Annotated in this window: 17 protein-coding genes; 10 read left to right on the top strand and 7 right to left on the bottom strand. The window is 71.5% G+C overall.

Annotated elements, in window-relative coordinates; translation table 11 throughout:
* Positions 1-69: 69 nt before the first annotated feature.
* From mmsB to idi, 5 genes are all read right to left on the bottom strand, one after another.
* Complete coding sequence (gene mmsB, locus J2X59_RS11085; RefSeq protein ID WP_326496708.1) at positions 70-1,362, bottom strand: multiple monosaccharide ABC transporter permease; 1,293 nt, start codon at positions 1,360-1,362, stop codon at positions 70-72.
* Positions 1,359-2,882, bottom strand: coding sequence for a multiple monosaccharide ABC transporter ATP-binding protein (mmsA, locus tag J2X59_RS11080; protein WP_209676583.1), 1,524 nt, complete (start codon positions 2,880-2,882; stop codon positions 1,359-1,361). Before mmsA ends, mmsB begins: the two co-directional genes overlap by 4 nt.
* A gap of 407 nt (positions 2,883-3,289) precedes the next feature.
* Entirely contained in the window at positions 3,290-4,309 is a 1,020-nt protein-coding gene (locus tag J2X59_RS11075) for a LacI family DNA-binding transcriptional regulator (protein ID WP_066651865.1), read from the bottom strand.
* 104 nt (positions 4,310-4,413) lie between these two features.
* Positions 4,414-5,499 (bottom strand): magnesium and cobalt transport protein CorA, encoded by a 1,086-nt coding sequence (locus J2X59_RS11070; RefSeq protein WP_326496707.1) that lies wholly within the window; start codon positions 5,497-5,499, stop codon positions 4,414-4,416.
* Between the two features lie 257 nt (positions 5,500-5,756).
* Positions 5,757-6,299 carry an isopentenyl-diphosphate Delta-isomerase gene (gene idi, locus J2X59_RS11065; protein WP_066651866.1) on the bottom strand — a complete coding sequence of 181 codons (543 nt, stop codon included), beginning with the start codon at positions 6,297-6,299 and terminating at the stop codon, positions 5,757-5,759.
* 21 nt (positions 6,300-6,320) lie between these two features.
* Between idi and J2X59_RS11060 the strand changes: the two genes are divergently transcribed.
* From J2X59_RS11060 to J2X59_RS11030, 7 genes are all read left to right on the top strand, one after another.
* Positions 6,321-7,379 (top strand): polyprenyl synthetase family protein, encoded by a 1,059-nt coding sequence (locus tag J2X59_RS11060; RefSeq protein WP_066651867.1) that lies wholly within the window; start codon positions 6,321-6,323, stop codon positions 7,377-7,379.
* Positions 7,376-8,293, top strand: coding sequence for a phytoene/squalene synthase family protein (locus J2X59_RS11055; RefSeq protein WP_066651869.1), 918 nt, complete (start codon positions 7,376-7,378; stop codon positions 8,291-8,293). Before J2X59_RS11060 ends, J2X59_RS11055 begins: the two co-directional genes overlap by 4 nt.
* A complete protein-coding gene (crtI, locus tag J2X59_RS11050) occupies positions 8,290-9,954 on the top strand; it encodes a phytoene desaturase family protein (RefSeq protein WP_326496706.1) in 1,665 nt (554 codons plus the stop codon). The genes J2X59_RS11055 and crtI overlap by 4 nt, the downstream gene beginning before the upstream one ends.
* Positions 9,954-10,316 carry a lycopene cyclase domain-containing protein gene (locus J2X59_RS11045; RefSeq protein WP_209684182.1) on the top strand — a complete coding sequence of 121 codons (363 nt, stop codon included), beginning with the start codon at positions 9,954-9,956 and terminating at the stop codon, positions 10,314-10,316. The genes crtI and J2X59_RS11045 overlap by 1 nt, the downstream gene beginning before the upstream one ends.
* Entirely contained in the window at positions 10,313-10,783 is a 471-nt protein-coding gene (locus J2X59_RS11040; protein ID WP_326496705.1) for a lycopene cyclase domain-containing protein, read from the top strand. The genes J2X59_RS11045 and J2X59_RS11040 overlap by 4 nt, the downstream gene beginning before the upstream one ends.
* Entirely contained in the window at positions 10,780-11,706 is a 927-nt protein-coding gene (locus tag J2X59_RS11035) for a prenyltransferase (RefSeq protein ID WP_144411207.1), read from the top strand. The genes J2X59_RS11040 and J2X59_RS11035 overlap by 4 nt, the downstream gene beginning before the upstream one ends.
* A 114-nt stretch (positions 11,707-11,820) precedes the next feature.
* Positions 11,821-12,864, top strand: coding sequence for a Gfo/Idh/MocA family protein (locus J2X59_RS11030; RefSeq protein ID WP_326496704.1), 1,044 nt, complete (start codon positions 11,821-11,823; stop codon positions 12,862-12,864).
* A gap of 271 nt (positions 12,865-13,135) precedes the next feature.
* On the opposite strand, the gene J2X59_RS11025 is transcribed toward J2X59_RS11030, so the two are convergent.
* Complete coding sequence (locus J2X59_RS11025) at positions 13,136-13,876, bottom strand: MBL fold metallo-hydrolase (protein WP_326496703.1); 741 nt, start codon at positions 13,874-13,876, stop codon at positions 13,136-13,138.
* Positions 13,877-13,939: 63 nt separating this feature from the next.
* On the opposite strand from J2X59_RS11025, the gene J2X59_RS11020 reads away from it, so the two are divergent.
* The 3 genes from J2X59_RS11020 (at position 13,940) to J2X59_RS11010 (ending at position 16,318) form a co-directional block, all read left to right on the top strand.
* The gene (locus J2X59_RS11020; protein ID WP_326496702.1) at positions 13,940-14,461 is read left to right on the top strand and encodes a hypothetical protein; all 522 of its coding nucleotides are present in this window, start codon (positions 13,940-13,942) and stop codon (positions 14,459-14,461) included.
* 3 nt (positions 14,462-14,464) lie between these two features.
* Entirely contained in the window at positions 14,465-15,526 is a 1,062-nt protein-coding gene (locus J2X59_RS11015) for a YihY/virulence factor BrkB family protein (RefSeq protein WP_066651884.1), read from the top strand.
* 93 nt (positions 15,527-15,619) lie between these two features.
* On the top strand, positions 15,620-16,318 hold the full coding sequence (locus tag J2X59_RS11010) for an SDR family oxidoreductase (protein ID WP_326496701.1): 699 nt from the start codon (positions 15,620-15,622) through the stop codon (positions 16,316-16,318).
* 26 nt (positions 16,319-16,344) lie between these two features.
* On the opposite strand, the gene J2X59_RS11005 is transcribed toward J2X59_RS11010, so the two are convergent.
* Positions 16,345-17,919 (bottom strand): ABC-F family ATP-binding cassette domain-containing protein, encoded by a 1,575-nt coding sequence (locus J2X59_RS11005; RefSeq protein ID WP_326496700.1) that lies wholly within the window; start codon positions 17,917-17,919, stop codon positions 16,345-16,347.
* Between the last annotated feature and the right edge of the window lie 183 nt (positions 17,920-18,102).

Raw genomic sequence — 18,102 nt, 5'->3', positions numbered from 1 at the left:
CGTTGAGGAGTGGTGCTGTGTGGTGCGGGGATCGTGCGGGCGGCCACCGGAGCGGCCGCCCGCCACGTGTTACTGGACGTTGACCTTCTCGGGCTGGTCCTCGATGCTCCGCGGCTGCTGCGCGGCCACCGTGTTCTGTTCGGTGTCCTTGCGTTGGAACTGCTTCAACATCCCGCCGATCAGGGACGGACGACCCTGCGACTTCGAGTAGACGTCGAAGGCGACGGCGACGAGCAGGACGAGACCGCGGATGATCTGGACGCGGTTGGACTCGAGGCCCACCAGCGACAGACCGTTGGACAGCAGGGCCATGACGAGACCACCGATGATCGATCCGGAGATCGTGCCGATGCCACCGGCGACCGCTGCGCCACCGACGAACACGGCGGCGATCGCGTCGAGCTCCCAGCCGGTGCCGTCGGCGGGGCCCGAGGCACCCGAGTAGCCGACGAAGACCATGCCGGCGACGGCGGCCAGGACGGACATGTTCATCATGACGAAGAAGTTGACCTTGCGGGCGCTGACGCCGGACAGGACGGCGGCGTTCGCGTTGCCACCGACCGCGTAGACCTGGCGGCCGAAGATCGTGTTCTTGGTCAGGAAGCCGTAGACGATGGTCAGGACACCGAGGATGATCGCGACGATCGGGATCGACGTGCCGGCCGGGCCGGCGGCGAACAGGTAGGTCGCGACGAGGGTGACGGCGACGAGGATGCCCGTGCGGACGATCGAGACCCAGAGCGGGACGAGCTCGGCGTGCATCTTCTTGCGACGCTGACGGCCGCGGAACTCGAGGAAGACGAGCACGAGGCAGGTGACGATGCCGAGGATGAGCGTGCCGTTCGAGAACCCGAAGTCCGGGCCGAAGTCGGGCAGGAAGCCCGAGCCGATCTTCGCGTAGTCGTCCGGCACCGGCTGCGACGTCGAGTTGCCGATGATCTGGTTCGCACCGCGGAAGATGAGCTGGCCGGCCAGGGTCACGATGAAGGCCGGGACCTTCACGAACGCGACCCAGAAGCCCTGCCAGGCACCGACGGCTGCACCCACGGCGAGGCCGAGGATGATCGCGGCCCACGCCGGGAAGTTCCACTGCGCCATCGACTGGGCGACGATGATGCCGGTGAACGCGGCGACGGAACCGACCGACAGGTCGATGTGTCCCGCGATGATCACCATGACCATCCCCAGCGCCAGGATGAGGATGTAGGAGTACTGCAGGAACACGTTGATGATGTTCGTCGGCTCGAGGATGAGCCCGTTCGTCAGGATCGAGAACAGGATCAGGATCGCGATGAGCGCGATGATCATGCCGTACTGGCCGATGCTGTTGCCCTTGCCGAACAGCAGTTTCAGGTTCTTCATGAGATCAGTGCGCCCTTCCGCGCGGAGGTCATGCTGCGCATGAGGGTCTCGGGGTCGGCCTGGTCCGCGGGGACGTCGGCGGTGATCTGGCCCTCGAAGATCGTGTAGATCCGGTCGGAGAGGCCGAGGAGTTCGGGGAGCTCGGAGGAGATGAGGATGATGCCCTTCCCCTGTGCCGCGAGCTGCTGGATGATGCCGTAGATCTCGAACTTCGCGCCGACGTCGATGCCGCGGGTGGGCTCGTCGAGGATCAGCAGGTCCGGGTCGGTGAACATCCACTTGGACAGGACGACCTTCTGCTGGTTCCCGCCGGACAGCTTGCCGACGTTCTCCTCGACGGTCGGCACCTTGGTGCGGAGCATCTTGCGGTAGCGCTCGGCGACGTCGTACTCCTCGAGGGAGTCGACGACACCGGCCTTCGAGATCTTCGGCAGGTCGGCGGCGACCGTGGAGCGCTTCACCGTGTCGAGCAGGTTCAGACCGAGGGCCTTGCGGTCCTCGGAGACGTAGCCGAGGCCGTTCTGGATCGCCTGCTGGACGTTCGCGATCTTGATCTCGCGGCCGTCCTTGATGATCTGGCCGTCGATGAAGTTGCCGTACGAGCGGCCGAAGATGCTCATCGCGAGCTCGGTGCGGCCGGCGCCCATCAGGCCCGCGAAGCCGACGATCTCGCCGCGGCGGACGTGGAAGTTCGAGCCCTTCGCGACCAGGCGCGAGGCGTCCTGCGGGTGCTGGACGGTCCAGTTCTTGACCTCGAAGAAGACCTCGCCGATCTTCGGCGTGCGGTCCGGGAAGCGGCTCTCGAGCGAGCGGCCGACCATCCCGCGGATGATGCGGTCCTCGTTGACGCCGTCGCCCTTCACGTTGAGCGTCTCGATCGCCTTGCCGTCACGGATGATCGTGATCTCGTCGGCGATCTGCTCGATCTCGTTGAGCTTGTGGCTGATGATGATGCTCGCGATGCCCTTGGACTTCAGCCCGACGATGAGGTCGAGCAGGTGCTGCGAGTCGTTCTCGTTCAGGGCCGCGGTCGGCTCGTCGAGGATGAGGAGCTTGACGTCCTTGTGCAGGGCCTTCGCGATCTCGACGAGCTGCTGCTTGCCGACACCGAGGTTCTTGATCTGCGTGTCCGGGTCCTCGTCGAGGCCGACGCGGGCGAGCAGGTCCTGGGCGCGGAGCTGGGCGCTGGTCCAGTCGATGACACCGAAGCGGCCGGGCTCGTTGCCGAGGAACAGGTTCTCGGTGATCGACAGCTCGGGGATGAGCGCGAGCTCCTGGTGGATGATGACGATGCCGGCCTGCTCGGACTGCTTGATGTCCTTGAAGCGGACCTCGTCGCCCTCGTAGACGATCTCGCCGCTGTAGGTGCCGTACGGGTAGACGCCCGAGAGCACCTTCATGAGGGTGGACTTGCCGGCGCCGTTCTCGCCGCAGATCGCGTGGATCTCGCCGGCGCGGACGCTGAGCGACACGTCCGAGAGCGCCTTGACACCAGGGAACTCCTTGGTGATCGACCGCATCTCGAGGATGGTCTCGGCGCTGGTGACGGACCTGGTGGCCAGGTCCGGTCCCTGTGGGGTTGACGCCACGGTGCATCTCCTTCTGCCGCTGCGGTGCGGCAGTCCTTCGGGTGGTGAGGTGCGGCATCGGGGGCGCAGGAGTGCCTGCGTGGACCTCGTTGTCGCGTCCGGTGTCCTGCTCGGTGTGACGGTCATGTGACCGTTCACATCGGCGGAACGGAGGTAATTTACGCACAGCCCCGTCGCGGCTGTCAATTCGGTTCGGTCGCGTTTTCGTAACGGCCCGCGTGATCCGGCGGAATCCGCGTCCTGACGCCCCCCGAGGTGGGGTGGTCGGGCGTCACGCAGGGCGGACGGGAGGCGCGGGGCGGGGCCGCCACGGGCCTCCAGGCCGACGCGTGGTCGCGTCAGCGGCGCCGGGGTGCGCCCGTCGATCCGCGCACCACGAGCTGCGGCACGAGGTCGACCGGGCGGAGCGTGTGCCCCTCGGACGGCAGGAGCAGTTCGACGCAGCGCCGACCGAGCTCGGGGAAGTCGACCTCCACCGTGGTCAGCGGCGGCCAGAGGTGCTTCGCCTCGGGGATGTCGTCGTAGCCGACCACGGACAGGTCACCCGGGACGTCCAGCCCGTACGACCGCGCCGCGTGCATGACCCCGAGCGCCATCGCGTCGTTCGAGCAGAAGATCGCCGTGCAGTCCCGGTACCGCAGGAGCTCGCGGCCCGCGTGGTAGCCGAAGTCCGCGGTCCAGTCGCCCAGGATCGGCGGCACGACGGGCATGTCCCGGTCGGACATCTCGCGCAGGAACCCCTGCATGCGGGCCTCGGCCTCGATCCAGTCCTGCGGCCCGGCGATGTGCCGGACGTACTCGTGGCCGAGGTCGAGCAGGTGCGCGGTCGCCAGCCGGGCACCCTCCATCTGGTCGATGAAGAGCGTCGAGCGCTCGTCCCCGCCGCTCGTGCGGAGCGCCACGTAGGGCGTCCGCATCCCGAGCTCCTCGATGAGGTCGAACACGCGCTGCTGCGGCGCGATGACGATGATCCCCTCGACGTCCTGGTCGAGCAGGTGCCCGAGGCCGTCCCGGACCGCTTCGTCGGTGGCCGCCGCGATGTTCGCGGTCGTCACCGAGTAGCCGCGCGTGACGGCGGCGTCCTCGATCGCCTGCATCGTCGCGGCCGGTCCGTAGTGGGAGCGCTGCGCGGTGAGCACGCCGATGGTGTGCGTCCGACTGGTGACCAGGGCGCGCGCGGCGCGGTTCGGCCGGTACTGCAGCTGCTCCATCGCGGCGAGCACGCGGTCCTTGGTCTCGGCGCGGATGGCGTCCGAGTTGTTGAGCACGCGCGACACCGTCTGGTGCGAGACGCCGGCGACCCGCGCGACGTCACGGATGCTGGGCGAGCGCGGTTGCTGTGTCCGCGGTGACGCCATCGTTGCTCTCTCCTGCTCGGGGCCGTGGCACCTCGATGTGCACGTTCACATTCCGAGCCAGATCATTATGCACGTCCCCGCGCTGCACGCCAGCCGTACCCGTCTCAGAGCCAGTTGCGCTTCCGGAACACCAGCCACAGGATCCCCGCCAGGGCGAGCATCGCCACGATCGCGACCGGGTAGCCGTACCGCCAGTGCAGCTCCGGCATGTGGTCGAAGTTCATGCCGTAGACGCCGGCGATGAGCCCCGGGGCGAAGAGGATGGCCGCCCAGGACGAGATCTTCTTGACCTCCTCGCCCTGGCGGTGCGCGGCCCGGGCGAGCTGCCGGCTCTCCTCGCCCTGCGCCAGGGAGGCGCTCGTCATCCGCCGCATCGCCTCGTTCTGCTCCTGCGTCACGAGGGTCGAGTGCAGCGTGAGGGCGTTCTCGAGCAGCGCCCGGAACGAGTCCACCCGCTCCGTCACGCGGAGGGCGTGGTCGAGCACGTTGCGCAGGCGGTGCTGCACCTCGTCGTCGACGCCGTACTTGTCGGCGCCCCGGAGCAGTCCGCGCACCATCGCCGGCACCGGGGCCGTGGCGCGCTGGAACCCGAGCACCTCGCTGAGCAGCTGGTAGATGCGCTTCGAGACGCCGGGGTCGACCTGGCCCGCGAACAGCTGGTCCTCGATGGCGTCGACCTGGTCCTGGATGACCTCGACGACCGGTGCGTAGCCGTCGACGATCTCGTCGAGCACGGCGGCGGTGACGGCTTCGGACCCCGTGGCGAGGAACTCCGGGTCGGCCTCGACCCGGCAGCGCACGGCGGCGAGGTCGGGCTCCTCGGCGTGCCGCACGGTCACCACGAACCGCCGACCGACGAAGAGGTGCACCTCGCCGAACTCCACCTCGTTCGTGTCGGCGCGGTGCCAGGCGGGTCGGAGCACCAGGAAGAGCGTGTCGCCGTACCGCTCGAGCTTGGCGCGCTGGTGTCCCTTGCGGGCGTCCTCGACGGCGTTCTCGTGCAGGTCGAACTCGGCGGCGACGGCCTCGAGCTCGGCGTCGTCGGGGCGCAGCAGGCCGATCCAGGCGAGCGTGCCGTCCGCGGTCGTCGCCGTGGTGGTGACCGGGTCGGTGTCCGTGGCCCGGGGCAGGGTCGCTGGACCGCCGATGCGACGTCCTGCGACGTAGACGGCGTCGTCGATGCGTGCCATGTCGTGCTCCTCGTGCTCGGGAGCAGGCAGGCGCGATGCTCCGCGACGGAGCAGGGCGAGCACGGGCACCGGTCGAGCCGGTGCGGAGCGTGCGTCAGCGAACGGGCACGGTGACGACCGGGGCGGTCGTCCGGCCCGATCGAGGATGGTCACCCGACATCGCGCCTCACCTGCCCTTCTCGTCGTCCGCGGTCGCCAGGGCGCGACCAGCAGGCCACGTTACCCGGAGGGTGGACGCGCGTCGAGTGAGCGATCGCTCAGCGGGTGACGCGCAGTCCCTGCTGCTCGAGCTCCGTGAGCTGCCACCCGAGCCAGGGGCTCCAGGCGAACGGTGCCGCGGCGACCGATGCCCGCAGTTCGTCCTCGGAGAGCCAGGCGTACTCGGCGACCTCGTCGTCCGCGGGGGCCGGGACGTCGTCGGTCACGGCGCGGAACACCGGGCAGACCTCGTTCTCGACGATGCCCGAGGCGTCGACCGCGCGGTACCGGAAGTCGGGCAGCACGAGCTCGACGTCGCGCACGGTGATGCCGAGTTCGCGGGAGGCGCGGCGGGCGACGGCGTCCTCGAACGCCTCGTCCGGTCCGGGGTGCCCGCAGAACGTGTTCGTCCACACCCCCGGCCAGGTCTTCTTCGACAGGGCGCGACGGGTCACGAGGACCTTGCCCTCGGCGTTCCGCACGTGGCACGAGAAGGCGAGGTGGAGCGGGGTGTCCTCGGTGTGCACCGCGAACTTCTCGGCGGTGCCGATGGGAGTGCGGTCTTCGGCGAGCAGGACGACGGATTCCGGGAAAGTGTTCATCTGCCCCGATAGGTTAGGCCAATGAGCGAGGAAGCGGCCACCGTGGCGCAGATCGACCTCGCACTGGTCGACGACTGCATCGAACGCTTCTTCGCGGTGTCGTCGGCCCGTGCGCGTCGGTTCGGCAGACCGTCCGAGGAACTCTGGCGGGTGCTCCGTCGAGCGAGCATGGGCGGCAAGCGCTTCCGCCCCCGCATGGTCCTCACCGCGTACGCCGGGCTCGGCGGCACGGACGCCCACGCCGCCGCGAACGTCGCCGCCGCGTACGAGCTGCTGCACACCGCGCTCGTCGTGCACGACGACGTCATCGACCGCGACTGGTCGCGCCGCGGGGAGCCGAACGTCGCCGGGTCCTTCCGTGACACCGGCACCACCGGTGGCCTCGCGCTGCCCACCGCCGAGCACCGGGGGGTGAGCGCCGCCGTCATCGCGGGGGACCTCGCCCTCGTCGCCGCCGCACGCTTCGTCGAGGCGTCCGGTGTCGTCGACGACCGTCGTGCCCGGCTGCTCGAGATCCTCGACGACGCGGTCTTCGCGAGTGCGGCGGGCGAGATGACCGACGTCGACCTCGCGCTGGGCGTCATGCCCTCCGTCGACGAGGTCCTGGCCATGGAGCGGGCGAAGACGAGCGTCTACTCGTTCGAGGCGCCGCTGCAGTCCGGTGCCGTGCTCGCCGGCGCGGACGAGTCCGTCGTGGCCGCCCTCGGTGCCTTCGGTCGCGAGATCGGCATCGCCTACCAGATCGTCGACGACCTGCTCGGGGTCTACGGCGACGAGACCGTGACCGGCAAGTCCGTGCTCGGCGACCTGCGCGAGGGCAAGCGCACCATGCTCATCGCCTACGCCGCGACCACCGACTGCTGGGACGACATCGCGCCCTACCTCGGCGACCCCGACCTCGGCGAGGAACGCGCGGCCGAGCTCCGTGCGACCCTGGAGACCTGCGGCGCGAAGGCGGCGGCCGAGTCCCGGATCGCCGAGCACGCCGCCCTCGCCCGAGCCGAGCTCGCGGCCCTGCCCTACGAGCTCGCCGAACGACTGGAGCACCTGGTGTCCGAACTGCTGGAGCGCGTGCGGTGACCCAGACCGCACCACCGCGTCTGCCCCTGTACGACGCGACGGCCGAGGCTGCCTCCGGGGTCGTCATCGAGCGCTACTCGACCTCGTTCGGCCTGGCGAGCCGGCTCCTCACCCGGGACACCCGCGAGCACATCCGCAACGTGTACGCCCTGGTCCGCGTGGCCGACGAGGTCGTCGACGGTCCCGCGACCGAGGCCGGACTCGACCACGACCTGGCGCGCACCGTGCTCGACGAGCTCGAGGCCGACACCGAGCGTGCGATGGCACTGGGCTTCTCGGTGAACCCGGTCGTGCACGCCTTCGCCCGCACCGCCCGCACGACGGGCTTCGGGCCGGAGCTCACGAAGCCGTTCTTCGCGTCGATGCGCATGGACCTCGAGCGGACCGAGCACGACCAGGAGTCGTTCGACCGGTACGTGTACGGCTCCGCCGAGGTCGTCGGGCTGATGTGCCTCCGCGCATTCGTGTACCGGGCCGGTCGGCCGACCTTCGACGACGCCGTGCTCGTCGACGGTGCCCGCGCGCTCGGGGCGGCCTTCCAGAAGGTGAACTTCCTCCGCGACCTGCACGCCGACTTCGAGGTGCTCGGCCGCTCGTACTTCCCGGGGGTCGACGTCCGCACGTTCGACGAGGCCACCAAGGACCGCCTGGTCGCCGACGTGCAGGCCGACCTCGACCGTGCCGCGCTGACGGTGCCGCTGCTCCCCGTCGACGCACGCAAGGCCGTCGGCCTCGCGCACGCGCTGTTCCAGGAGCTCAACGACCGGATCGCCGCGTGCCCGGCGCACCGCCTGGTGACGACGCGCGTGCGCGTGCCGAACCCGGTGAAGGCGCAGCTCGCCGCGCGCGTGCTCGCCGGACGCGCCCCGCTGTCGTCCCGCGCAGCCCACCACCGGTCTGGAGGCCGTGCATGACCCCGTCCCGTGCCTCCCGTCCGTCCACCCCCGCGTCGCGGCGTGCGGTGCCGGCCCGACGTGCCGTGATCGTCGGCGGCGGCATCAGCGGACTCGCGTCCGCCGCACTGCTCGCCCGCGACGGCTACGCCGTCACCGTGCTCGAGCAGCGCGACCAGCTCGGCGGCCGCGCCGGGTCGTGGGAGCGGGACGGCTTCCGGTTCGACACCGGGCCGTCCTGGTACCTCATGCCCGAGGTGTTCGACCACTTCTTCCGGCTGCTCGGCACCACCGCCGACGCCGAGATGGACCTCGTGCAGCTCGACCCGGGCTACCGCGTCTACAGCGAGGGCGACGACGAACCGATCGACCTGCGCGCGGACCGCGAGGCGAACATCGCGCTCTTCGAGTCGATCGAGCCCGGTGCCGGTGCGCGGCTGCGGAAGTACCTCGACTCCGCCGAGGACACCTACGCGATGGCCGTCCGTCGCTTCCTCTACACGACCTTCCAGGACCTGACGAAGCTCGCCGCCCCGGACGTGCTCCGTCGTCTGCCGAAGCTCGCCCGGCTCCTGCTGCAGCCGCTGTCGTCGTTCGCCGCGAAGGCCGTGCGGGACCGTCGGCTCTGGCAGGTCCTCGGGTACCCGGCGGTGTTCCTCGGCACGAGCCCGTACGCCGCGCCGAGCATGTACCACCTGATGAGCCACCTCGACCTGGCCGACGGGGTGCTCTACCCGAAGGGCGGCATCACCGAGGTCATCGCCGCGGTCGAGCGCGTCGCCCGTCGCGAGGGTGCCGAGATCACCACCGGTGCGGCCGTCGACCGGATCGTCGTCGAGGACGGGCACGTGACGGGCGTCGTGCACCGCGATGCCTCCGGTGCGGAGCACACCGTGCCCGCCGACCTCGTGGTGAGCGCCGCTGACCTGCACCACACCGAGCTGCACCTGCTCGACGCGGAGCACCGGACGTACCCGGAGCCGCACTGGCGGAAGCGCGACCCGGGGCCGAGCGCCGTCCTCGTCTACCTCGGCGTCGACGGTCCCGTGCCCGGGCTGCTGCACCACACGCTGGTCTTCACCGCCGACTGGGAGGCCAACTTCGGCGCGATCTTCGGCAAGGACCGGCACGTGCCGGACCCGGCGTCGATCTACGTCTGCGTGCCCTCGCTCACCGACGACACCGTCGCGCCCGAGGGGTCGAGCAACCTGTTCGTCCTGGTGCCGCTGCCCGCCGACCTGTCCATCGGGAAGGGCGGCATCGACGGTGCCGGCGACGCCGAGGTCGAGCGCATCGCCGACCGCGCGATCGACGTCATCGCGGAGCGCTCCGGCGTGCCCGACCTGCGCGACCGCATCCGCGTGCGCCGCACGATCGGCCCGCAGGACTTCGCCGACGACTACAACGCGTGGAGCGGCTCGATGCTCGGGCCGGCGCACACGCTGGCGCAGAGCGCGTTCTTCCGCGAGGCGAACGTCTCCCGCAAGGTGGACGGCCTCTACTACGCGGGCGCCTCGACCACCCCGGGCATCGGCCTGCCGATGTGCCTGATCAGCGCCGAGGTGCTGCTCAAGCGCATCCACGGCGACACGTCGACCGAACCGTTGCCGACGCCACTGCCGGCACCGTCGTCGGGGCCCGCCGGGTCGTCGACGGCCGGGTCCGCCCGGACCGTGGGCTGATGCCGGGGGCGTACCTCGCCGGACTCGTGGTGTCGATCGCCGGCATCGCGGTGCTCGACGCCCGGTACCGGCTGTTCTTCTGGCGCAGCCCCCTGCGTGCCGCGGCGGTGATGGTGATCGGGCTCGTGTTCTTCCTCGTGTGGGACGTCGCGGGCGTGCACCTCGGCATCTTCTTCATCGGGCAGGGCGACCTGCTGACCGGGGTGCTGCTCGCGCCCGAGGTCCCGCTCGAGGAGGTCTTCTTCCTCGTGCTGCTCTGCTGGACGACGATGGACCTGTTCGGTGCCCTGCGTCCGGTCGTGGCCCGGCGGCTCGACCGTGCCGGGTCCCGGGTCGGGCCCGACGAGGAGCGACGCTCGTGACCGGCACGGCGACGTACGCCCTGCTCGCGGTGCCGTTCCTGACGTTCGCCGCGCTCGTCGCCGTGGCGGCCGGAGTCGTGTCGGCCCGTCGCCGCGGAGCCGGTCGCGGACAGGCCGGTCGTGGGCGGGCCGGTCGCCGGTGGGTCGGTGCGGGCGGTGTCGTCAGCGCCGTGGCGGCCGGCGTCGTCCTGCTCCTGATGACCGGCGTCTTCAACAACGTGATCGTGGGGCTCGGCATCGTCGCGTACGACGACGCGCTGGTCTCCGGCGCCCGGGTCGGGCTGTTCCCGGTCGAGGACCTGGCCTACTCGCTCGGTGCCGCCCTGCTGCTGCCGAGCTGCTGGGTCCTGCTCGAGCGGCCGCGGGCCCGGTCGTCCGCGCACCCCACCGTCCGCGGGGCGGGACGCGGGACCGGTACGGTCGGAACGCCGACCCAGCCACCCCGTCGACCGGAGGAGACCCCGTGACCGTGAGCAGTGCCTCCAGACCGTCGACCGCGCGCGCCCTGTTCGTGTCGTCGCGACCGATCAGCTGGGTGAACACCGCCTACCCCTTCGGCGCCGCGTACCTGCTCGGCAGCGGGGTCGGCGTCGACGGTGGCGGCGGCTTCTCGCTCGTCGCGTTCCTCGTCGGGGTCGTGTACTTCCTCGTGCCGTACAACCTGGCCATGTACGGCATCAACGACGTCTTCGACTACGAGTCCGACCTGCGGAACCCGCGGAAGGGCGGGGTCGAGGGCGCGCTGCTGGACAAGAGCGTCCACCGCACCACGCTGTGGGCGGTCGTCGTCACGAACGTCCCGTTCCTCGTCGCACTCGTGGTGCTCGGCGCGCTGAGCGGCAACGGGCCGTGGTCGTGGCTCGTGCTCGCGATCAGCGTCTTCGCGGTGATCGCGTACTCGGCACCGGGGCTGCGCTTCAAGGAGAAGCCGTTCCTCGACTCGCTGACGTCGTCGACGCACTTCGTCTCACCGGCGGTCTACGGGCTGGCGCTCGCCGGCCCGCACTGGACCGGGGCACTCGTCGCCGTCTGCGTCGCGTTCTTCCTGTGGGGCGTGGCCTCGCACGCGTTCGGCGCCGTGCAGGACGTGCTGGCCGACCGGGCCGGCGGCATCGGCTCCGTCGCGACGGTGATCGGCGCCCGGGCGACGGTCCGGCTGGCGTTCGTGGCGTACCTCGTGGCCGGCGTCGCCCTGCTGTTCTCGGACTTCCCGGGGCCGATCGCGGCGATCGTCGTCGTGCCGTACGCGCTCAACGTCCTGCCGTGGTGGAACATCACCGACGCCGGGGCCGAGGCGGCGAACGCGGGGTGGAAGCGGTTCCTCTGGATCAACTACCTGGCGGGGTTCATCGTCACGATGGCCCTCATCGGCTACGCCTGGACGCACTGACGCAGGCTGCTGCACGGGCGGTGGGTGCGGCTGCACGACACTCGTCGTCGGCCTGACAGACTGGACGCACGCGCCACGGGAGTCGTGGCGCGCCGGTCACGAAGGAGTGCACGCATGACGGTCCGCATCATCCACGTCGGTCTCGGAGGGTGGGGCGGCAACTGGGCCCGCACCGCCATCCCGCAGGTCACCGAAGTGGAGGTGGTCGGGCTCGTCGACCCGGTCCCCGCGACGCTGGACGCCGTGCGCGAGGACCTCGACCTGCCGGCATCCGCCGCCTTCGCCTCGCTCACCGAGGCGCTCGCCGGGGTCGAGGCCGACGCCGTCGTCATCACCGCACCGGCCGTGACGCACGTGCCGCTCGCGCTCGAGGCCCTCGAGGCCGGCAAGCACGTCCTGGTCGAGAAGCCGTTCGCGAACTCCACCGACGAGGCGCTCACGGCGGTCCGTCGGGCCGAGGAGCTCGGGCTCGTGATGCAGGTCAGCCAGAACTACCGCTGGTACCCGGCACCCCGGGCGGTCAAGGAGCTGCTCGCGGCGAAGGAGCTCGGCGAGCTGTCCGCGATCAGCATCGACTTCCGGCAGTGGGACAACGACCAGCCCGTCGAGACCTACCCGCACTACCGGTTCCCGCACCCGATGATCAACGACATGGCGATCCACCACTTCGACCTGCTCCGGATGATCACCGGGCTCGAGGCCGTCCGCGTGTACGCCCGCGCGTCGTACCCGAGCCACAGCAAGTACCAGGACGAGGCCGTCACGTCGATGATCATCGAGCTCGAGGACGGCCTCGTCGTGAGCTACCGCGGCAGCTGGCTCTCGCGTGCTCCGCGGACCGCGTGGGCGGGGGAGTGGAGCATCCAGGGCGAGGACGGCGAGATCTGGTTCACGAGCCGCGACGGGTCGCCGAGCGAGATCGCCGGGGACCGCGTGACGCTGCGGGCCGACCAGGACGCCGAGGCCGAGGCAGTCGACCTCCCGACGCTCGAGCACACCGACCGGCAGGGTGGGCTGCAGGCCTTCGCCCGGTCCGTCGAGGGCGGCCCGGCTCCGGAGACGAGCGGCCGGGACAACCTGCGGAGCCTGGCGCTGATGGAGGCCGCTGGTCGCTCGGCAGCCTCCGGCCGCCCCGAGGACGTGGTCCTGCCCGAGTAGGGCGCTCGGGTTCCGCGCGGAGGAGGCCGTTCCGCGCGTAGACGGACGTTCCTTCCTGCCTCCGACGAGCGGAACGACATCCCAGGTCGCGTGCGATGGGACGGAACGCACGTCACGACGGACGGGAGGCGCGTGGCGCGGCTGCCACGCGCCTCCCGTCCGACGTCCGCCCGGCACCACTGCCGCGGGACTCGCGCTGCGCGACGGTCCTCGTGCGCGTGCGTGCGAGGGCCGTCGCCAGGCCCGGGTCTCGGGCCCGGCGGTCCCGGCGCTACGCGGCGCCGGCTGCCCTCCTGGCCTGCGCGACCGCGGCGCGCACGCCCCGCGAGAACGCGGGGCCGTGCCCGGGCAGCACGTGCCGGGCCTCGGTGTCCTCGAGTCGACCGAGCGACGCGACGGCCTCGTCGACGTCCGCCGTCGCGGCCGGCGCGACCACCCGCGGCCCGATCCCACCGGTGTAGGGGTCGAAGGTGACCAGGGCGTCGCCCACGATCAGCGCGTCGCGGTCGGCGAAGTGCAGCGCGACGTGCCCGTCCGTGTGCCCGGGCGTCTCGATGATCCACGGGTTGCCGGGGACGTCGGCGCGGGACACCAGAGGCCGCGTCTCCGCGATGCCGTCCACCGTCGCCGCACCGGCGAGCAGCATCCGACCGAGCGGTGCGAGTCCTCCGGGGTGCACCGCGACGAAGCCGAAGCGGTTCGTCTGCGGCCGGTACGAGTACGGGTGAGCCGCCAGGTCGCGGTCGCCCGGGTGCACGAAGACGGGCGTGGCCCACTCGCGGTGCATCCTGGCGGCGGTGCCGACGTGGTCGAAGTGCCCGTGCGTGAGCAGCAGCGCCTCGACCCGAGCGGGCGTGTACCCGAGGTCGTGGACGGCGAGCAGCAGGTGCGGCCACGCGGCGGGCAGCCCCGCATCGACGACGAGCAGGCGGTCGCCCGTCTCGACGAGGTACGTGTTGGTGTGTGCGATCTCGAGGCGGTGGATCCCCTCGGCGACGTCCCGGAAGAGCATGGGCTGCACCGTAGACCGCGGTCGCTCGGTGCCATGCCGGGGACCGCCTGGTAGGCACGAAGCATGGCCAAGGACAGCATCCCCGAGCTGGAGCTCGCGAACGTGCGGACCCGCGAACGCCTGACGGACAGCGTCAGCGAGATCCGGCGGCGCTCCGACGTGCCCGCGCGCACCCGGCTGGCGCTCGCGAAGGCCCGGCAGCGCTGGCACCGCGACCCGACGCCGCTCATCGCGATGGGCGTCACCGCGGCGACCGGCATCGCGGCGATCGTCCTCGGCACCCGCATCGGGCGGACCGACGCCGGGCACCTCGACCGTCCGGCGGCCTCGACCGCGTTCACCGCGCTCCTGCCCTTCGGCGCGCGCGGTGAGCTCGACGCCGACCAGGCGCGCGGCGGACGGAAGGGGCGGAAGGCCCGGCGCAAGGCGGCCGAGGAGTCGCTCGAACGCGACCCGGTGCACAAGAACCGCGTGAAGCAGCGGGCCGGCATCGCCGCGGTCCAGCGCCGCGCGACGAAGAACCGGAAGCAGGCCGCGGCGCGGTCGAAGGCGGCGGCGAAGGCCCTCGCGAAGGCGAAGTGCTAGACCATGGCGCACAAGGACAAGACCCTCCAGCAGGAGATGCAGCACAAGCCGGCACCGGACGACCCCCGGAAGCCGGACAGCCCGACGGACCTCACGAAGCCGTCGTTCACGTACACGTTGAAGAAGACGCTCCGCGAGTTCACCAGCGACCAGTGCACCGACCTGGCCGCGAGCCTGACCTACTACACGGTGCTCGCGCTCTTCCCCGGTCTGCTGGCGATCGTGTCGATCCTCGGCCTGGTCTCGAACCCGCGGGACACGATCGACACCCTGCTCGACGTCGTCACGAACGTCGGTGGCGGGCAGGTCGCCGAGCTCCTCCGCGACCCGGTCGAGGGCCTCGTGCGTTCGCCTGCGGCGCCGATCACGTTCATCGTCGGTGTGCTCGGCGCCCTGTGGTCCGCGTCGGGCTTCGTCGGTGCCTTCGGCCGTGCGATGAACCGCATCTACAACGTCCGTGAAGGCCGGCCGATCTGGAAGCTCCGACCGACCATGCTCGGCGTCACGGTGTTCACCGTCGTGCTGCTCGTGCTGGGGCTCCTCGTGCTCGTCTCCGGACCGCTGGCCCGAGCGTTCGGCGACGTCATCGGCCTCGGCGACGCCGCAGCGCTCGTGGTCTCGATCGTGCAGTGGCCGATCCTGCTCGCGATCATGATCGTCGTCGTCGCGGTGCTGTACTACTGGGCCCCGAACATCCGCCAGTCCAAGTTCAAGTGGGTGAGCGGCGGGGCGCTGGTCGGCATCACGATCTGGATCATCGCGAGCGTCGGCTTCGGCTTCTACGTCGGCAACTTCTCGAACTACAACGCGACGTACGGCTCCCTCGGTGGCGTCATCGTCTTCCTGCTCTGGATCTGGATCACGAACAACGCGCTGCTCTTCGGTGCGGAGTTCGACGCCGAGCTCGAGCGCGGCCGCCAGCTGCAGGCCGGCATCCGGGCCGAGGAGGACATCCAGCTCCCCGAGCGCGACACCCGCCAGATCGAGAAGCAGGACGAGCAGCACGCCAAGGACGTGCTCGAGGGCATCAGGATCCGCGAGAGCGCCGGGCGCTCGAAGGACTGACCGGCTCCTGCACAGCGGCTGCGGCCGGCACCGCCCTCCACAGCCGGGAGGCGCGGTGCCGGTCCGCCACGCCCGCTCCGTAGGGTGGGACGCATGACCGACACCGCTCCCGCCACCGCCCGCCCGACCGCGCTCGTCACCGGGGCCACCCGCGGCATCGGCCGCGCGATCGCGCTGGACCTCGGGCGGACCCACCACGTCCTGGTGGGCGGCCGCTCCGCCGACGCGGTCGCCGCGCTCGTGGCCGAGCTGCCGAGTGCGTCACCGTTCGTCGGCGACCTCGGCGCGGGCGACGTGCCGGACCTGCCGGCGTCGCTCGACGTCCTGGTGCACAGCGCCGGGGTCGAGCAGGGCACCCGCATCGCGGACACCTCGCGCGACGTGTGGGAGCAGGTGTTCGCCACCAACGTCTTCGCGGTCGCCGAACTGACCCGGCTGGCGCTCCCCGCGCTCCGGGCCGCGCGGGGCATCGTCGTGCCGATCAACAGCGGCTCGGGGTTCACCGCAGGTCCCGGCGGCGGTGTGTACGCGGCGTCGAAGTTCGCGCTCCGGGCCTTCGCGGACGCGCTGCGCGAGGAGGAGCGGGCGAACGGCGTGCGGGTGTCGAGCGTGCACCCGGGCCGCACCGACTCCGACATGCAGCGCGCCCTGACCGAGAAGCTCGGCGAGGACTACGACACCGCCTACTACCTGGCGCCCGAGGACGTCGCCGCGGCCGTCCGGACCGTCGTCGACCTGCCGGAGCGCGGCACGATCGAGTCGGTCGCGATCCGGCCGACCCGGAAGCGGTAGCCGCCAGCCGGGTCGGCGCGGAAGGGCTACCGCAACGCGATCCGACCCGTCAGGTCGAGCCGCTCGAGGAAGGTCTCGTCGTGACTGGTCACGACGAGGGCGCCGCGGTACGCCCGGAGCGCCGCCACGAGCTGGTCGACGCTCGTCAGGTCGAGGTCGTTCGTCGGCTCGTCGAGCACCAGGAGCTGCGGCGGCGGGTCTGCGAGCACCAGCGCGGCCAGCGCCACCCGGAAGCGCTCCCCGCCCGACAGCGAGCGGACGGGCCGGTCCACCGTGTCGCCGCGGACGAGCAGACGCGCGAGCCGGTTCCGGAGCTCCCCGTCGGGTACGTGCGGGGCGTCCCGCCGGACGTTCTCGAGCACCGTGGCGTCGTCGTCGAGTCCGTCCCGACGCTGCGCGAGGTACCCGATCCGGTCGACGTGCGGCACCGCCGCGGTGTCCGGGACCGGGTGGTCCCGTGCGGTGGGGCTCCCGACGAGCTGGTCGAGCAACGTCGTCTTGCCGACGCCGTTGTCGCCCGTCACGGCGAGGCGTTCCGGGCCCTGCACGACGATGTCCCGCCCGCGCACGGTGATCGTGGCGATGCGCCGTGACGCCGGCACGTCCGGGTCGGGCAGTGCCACGTGCAGGGGCTCGTCGTCGCGCAGGCGCAGTTCGGCGTCCCGCACCGCCGACAGGGCCCGCGCCTCCGCCGAACCGTGCGCCGTCCGGAGCCGACCAGCGGTCTCCTGCGCCTTCTTCCGCTGCTCGTTCGCCAGGATCTTCGGCATCGAGCGGCCCGCCTTCTCGCCCGCCCTCGCCCGGCGCGCGATCGTCGTCTCGGCCTCGATGCGCTGCCGCTTCTCCGCGCGGTGCCGTTGCTCGGCGACGCGGACCTCGCGGGCGACGGCCGCCTGCTGCACCGCGAGGTGTTCCTCGTACGCGCTGAACGTCCCGCCGAACACCGTCGCCGAGCCGCTGCGGAGCTCCACGGTCTCGTCGACGTGCTCCAGCAGCTCCCGGTCGTGACCGACGACGACGAGGGTGCCGCGCCAGCCGTCGACCAGGTCGAGCAGGGCCGCGCGGGCCCGCCGGTCGAGGTTGTTCGTCGGCTCGTCGAGCAGTGCGATCGGTCGTCCCCGCAGGCGGATGCCGGCCACGGCCGCCAGGACCGCCTGCCCGCCCGCGAGGGTCGTGACCGGTCGGTCGAGGTCGTTGCCGTCGAGCCCGGGGACGTCCGCGAGCGCTGCGGCGGCACGCTCCTCGACGTCCCAGTCGTCGCCGACCGCGTCGAGGTGTGCAGCCGAGGCGTCGCCGTCCAGGACGGCTCGGAGCGCCGTCAGCGTCGTGCGGATCCCGAGCAGGTCCGCCACAGTGTCCCCGGGGCGGGCGTGCAGCCGCTGGGGCAGGTGGTCCACCGGACCGGTCGTGCTGACCGAGCCGGACGTGGGCTGGAGCCGGCCCGTGACGAGCCGGACCAGCGTGGACTTGCCGGCGCCGTTCCTCCCGACCAGGCCGGTGCGTCCGCGGCCGAAGGCGGCGGTGAGGTGGTCGAGCGCGACGGTGCCGTCGGGCCAGGTGAAGGTGAGGCCGTGCAGGACGACGGACGGTGTTGCGGGCATGGGGGTGCCTCCCGGATCGTGAGCTGGGCGCACGACACCGGACCCGCGGCGACCGGAGGGGTCGGCACACGGGAGCGCCCGAGGGGGCGCGACGACCAGGGCGCCCGACGGGGCGCGACGATCACGGTGTCAGCGCGAGGACTGCGCGGTACCGGTGATCGACTGCAAGGCTGCTCGTTCCGT

This window comes from Curtobacterium sp. 260 (genome assembly GCF_030803485.1).
Taxonomy (GTDB): Bacteria; Actinomycetota; Actinomycetes; order Actinomycetales; family Microbacteriaceae; genus Curtobacterium.
Note: the sequence above shows the minus strand (reverse complement) of the source record. Positions and strands in the feature narration are given on the sequence as shown.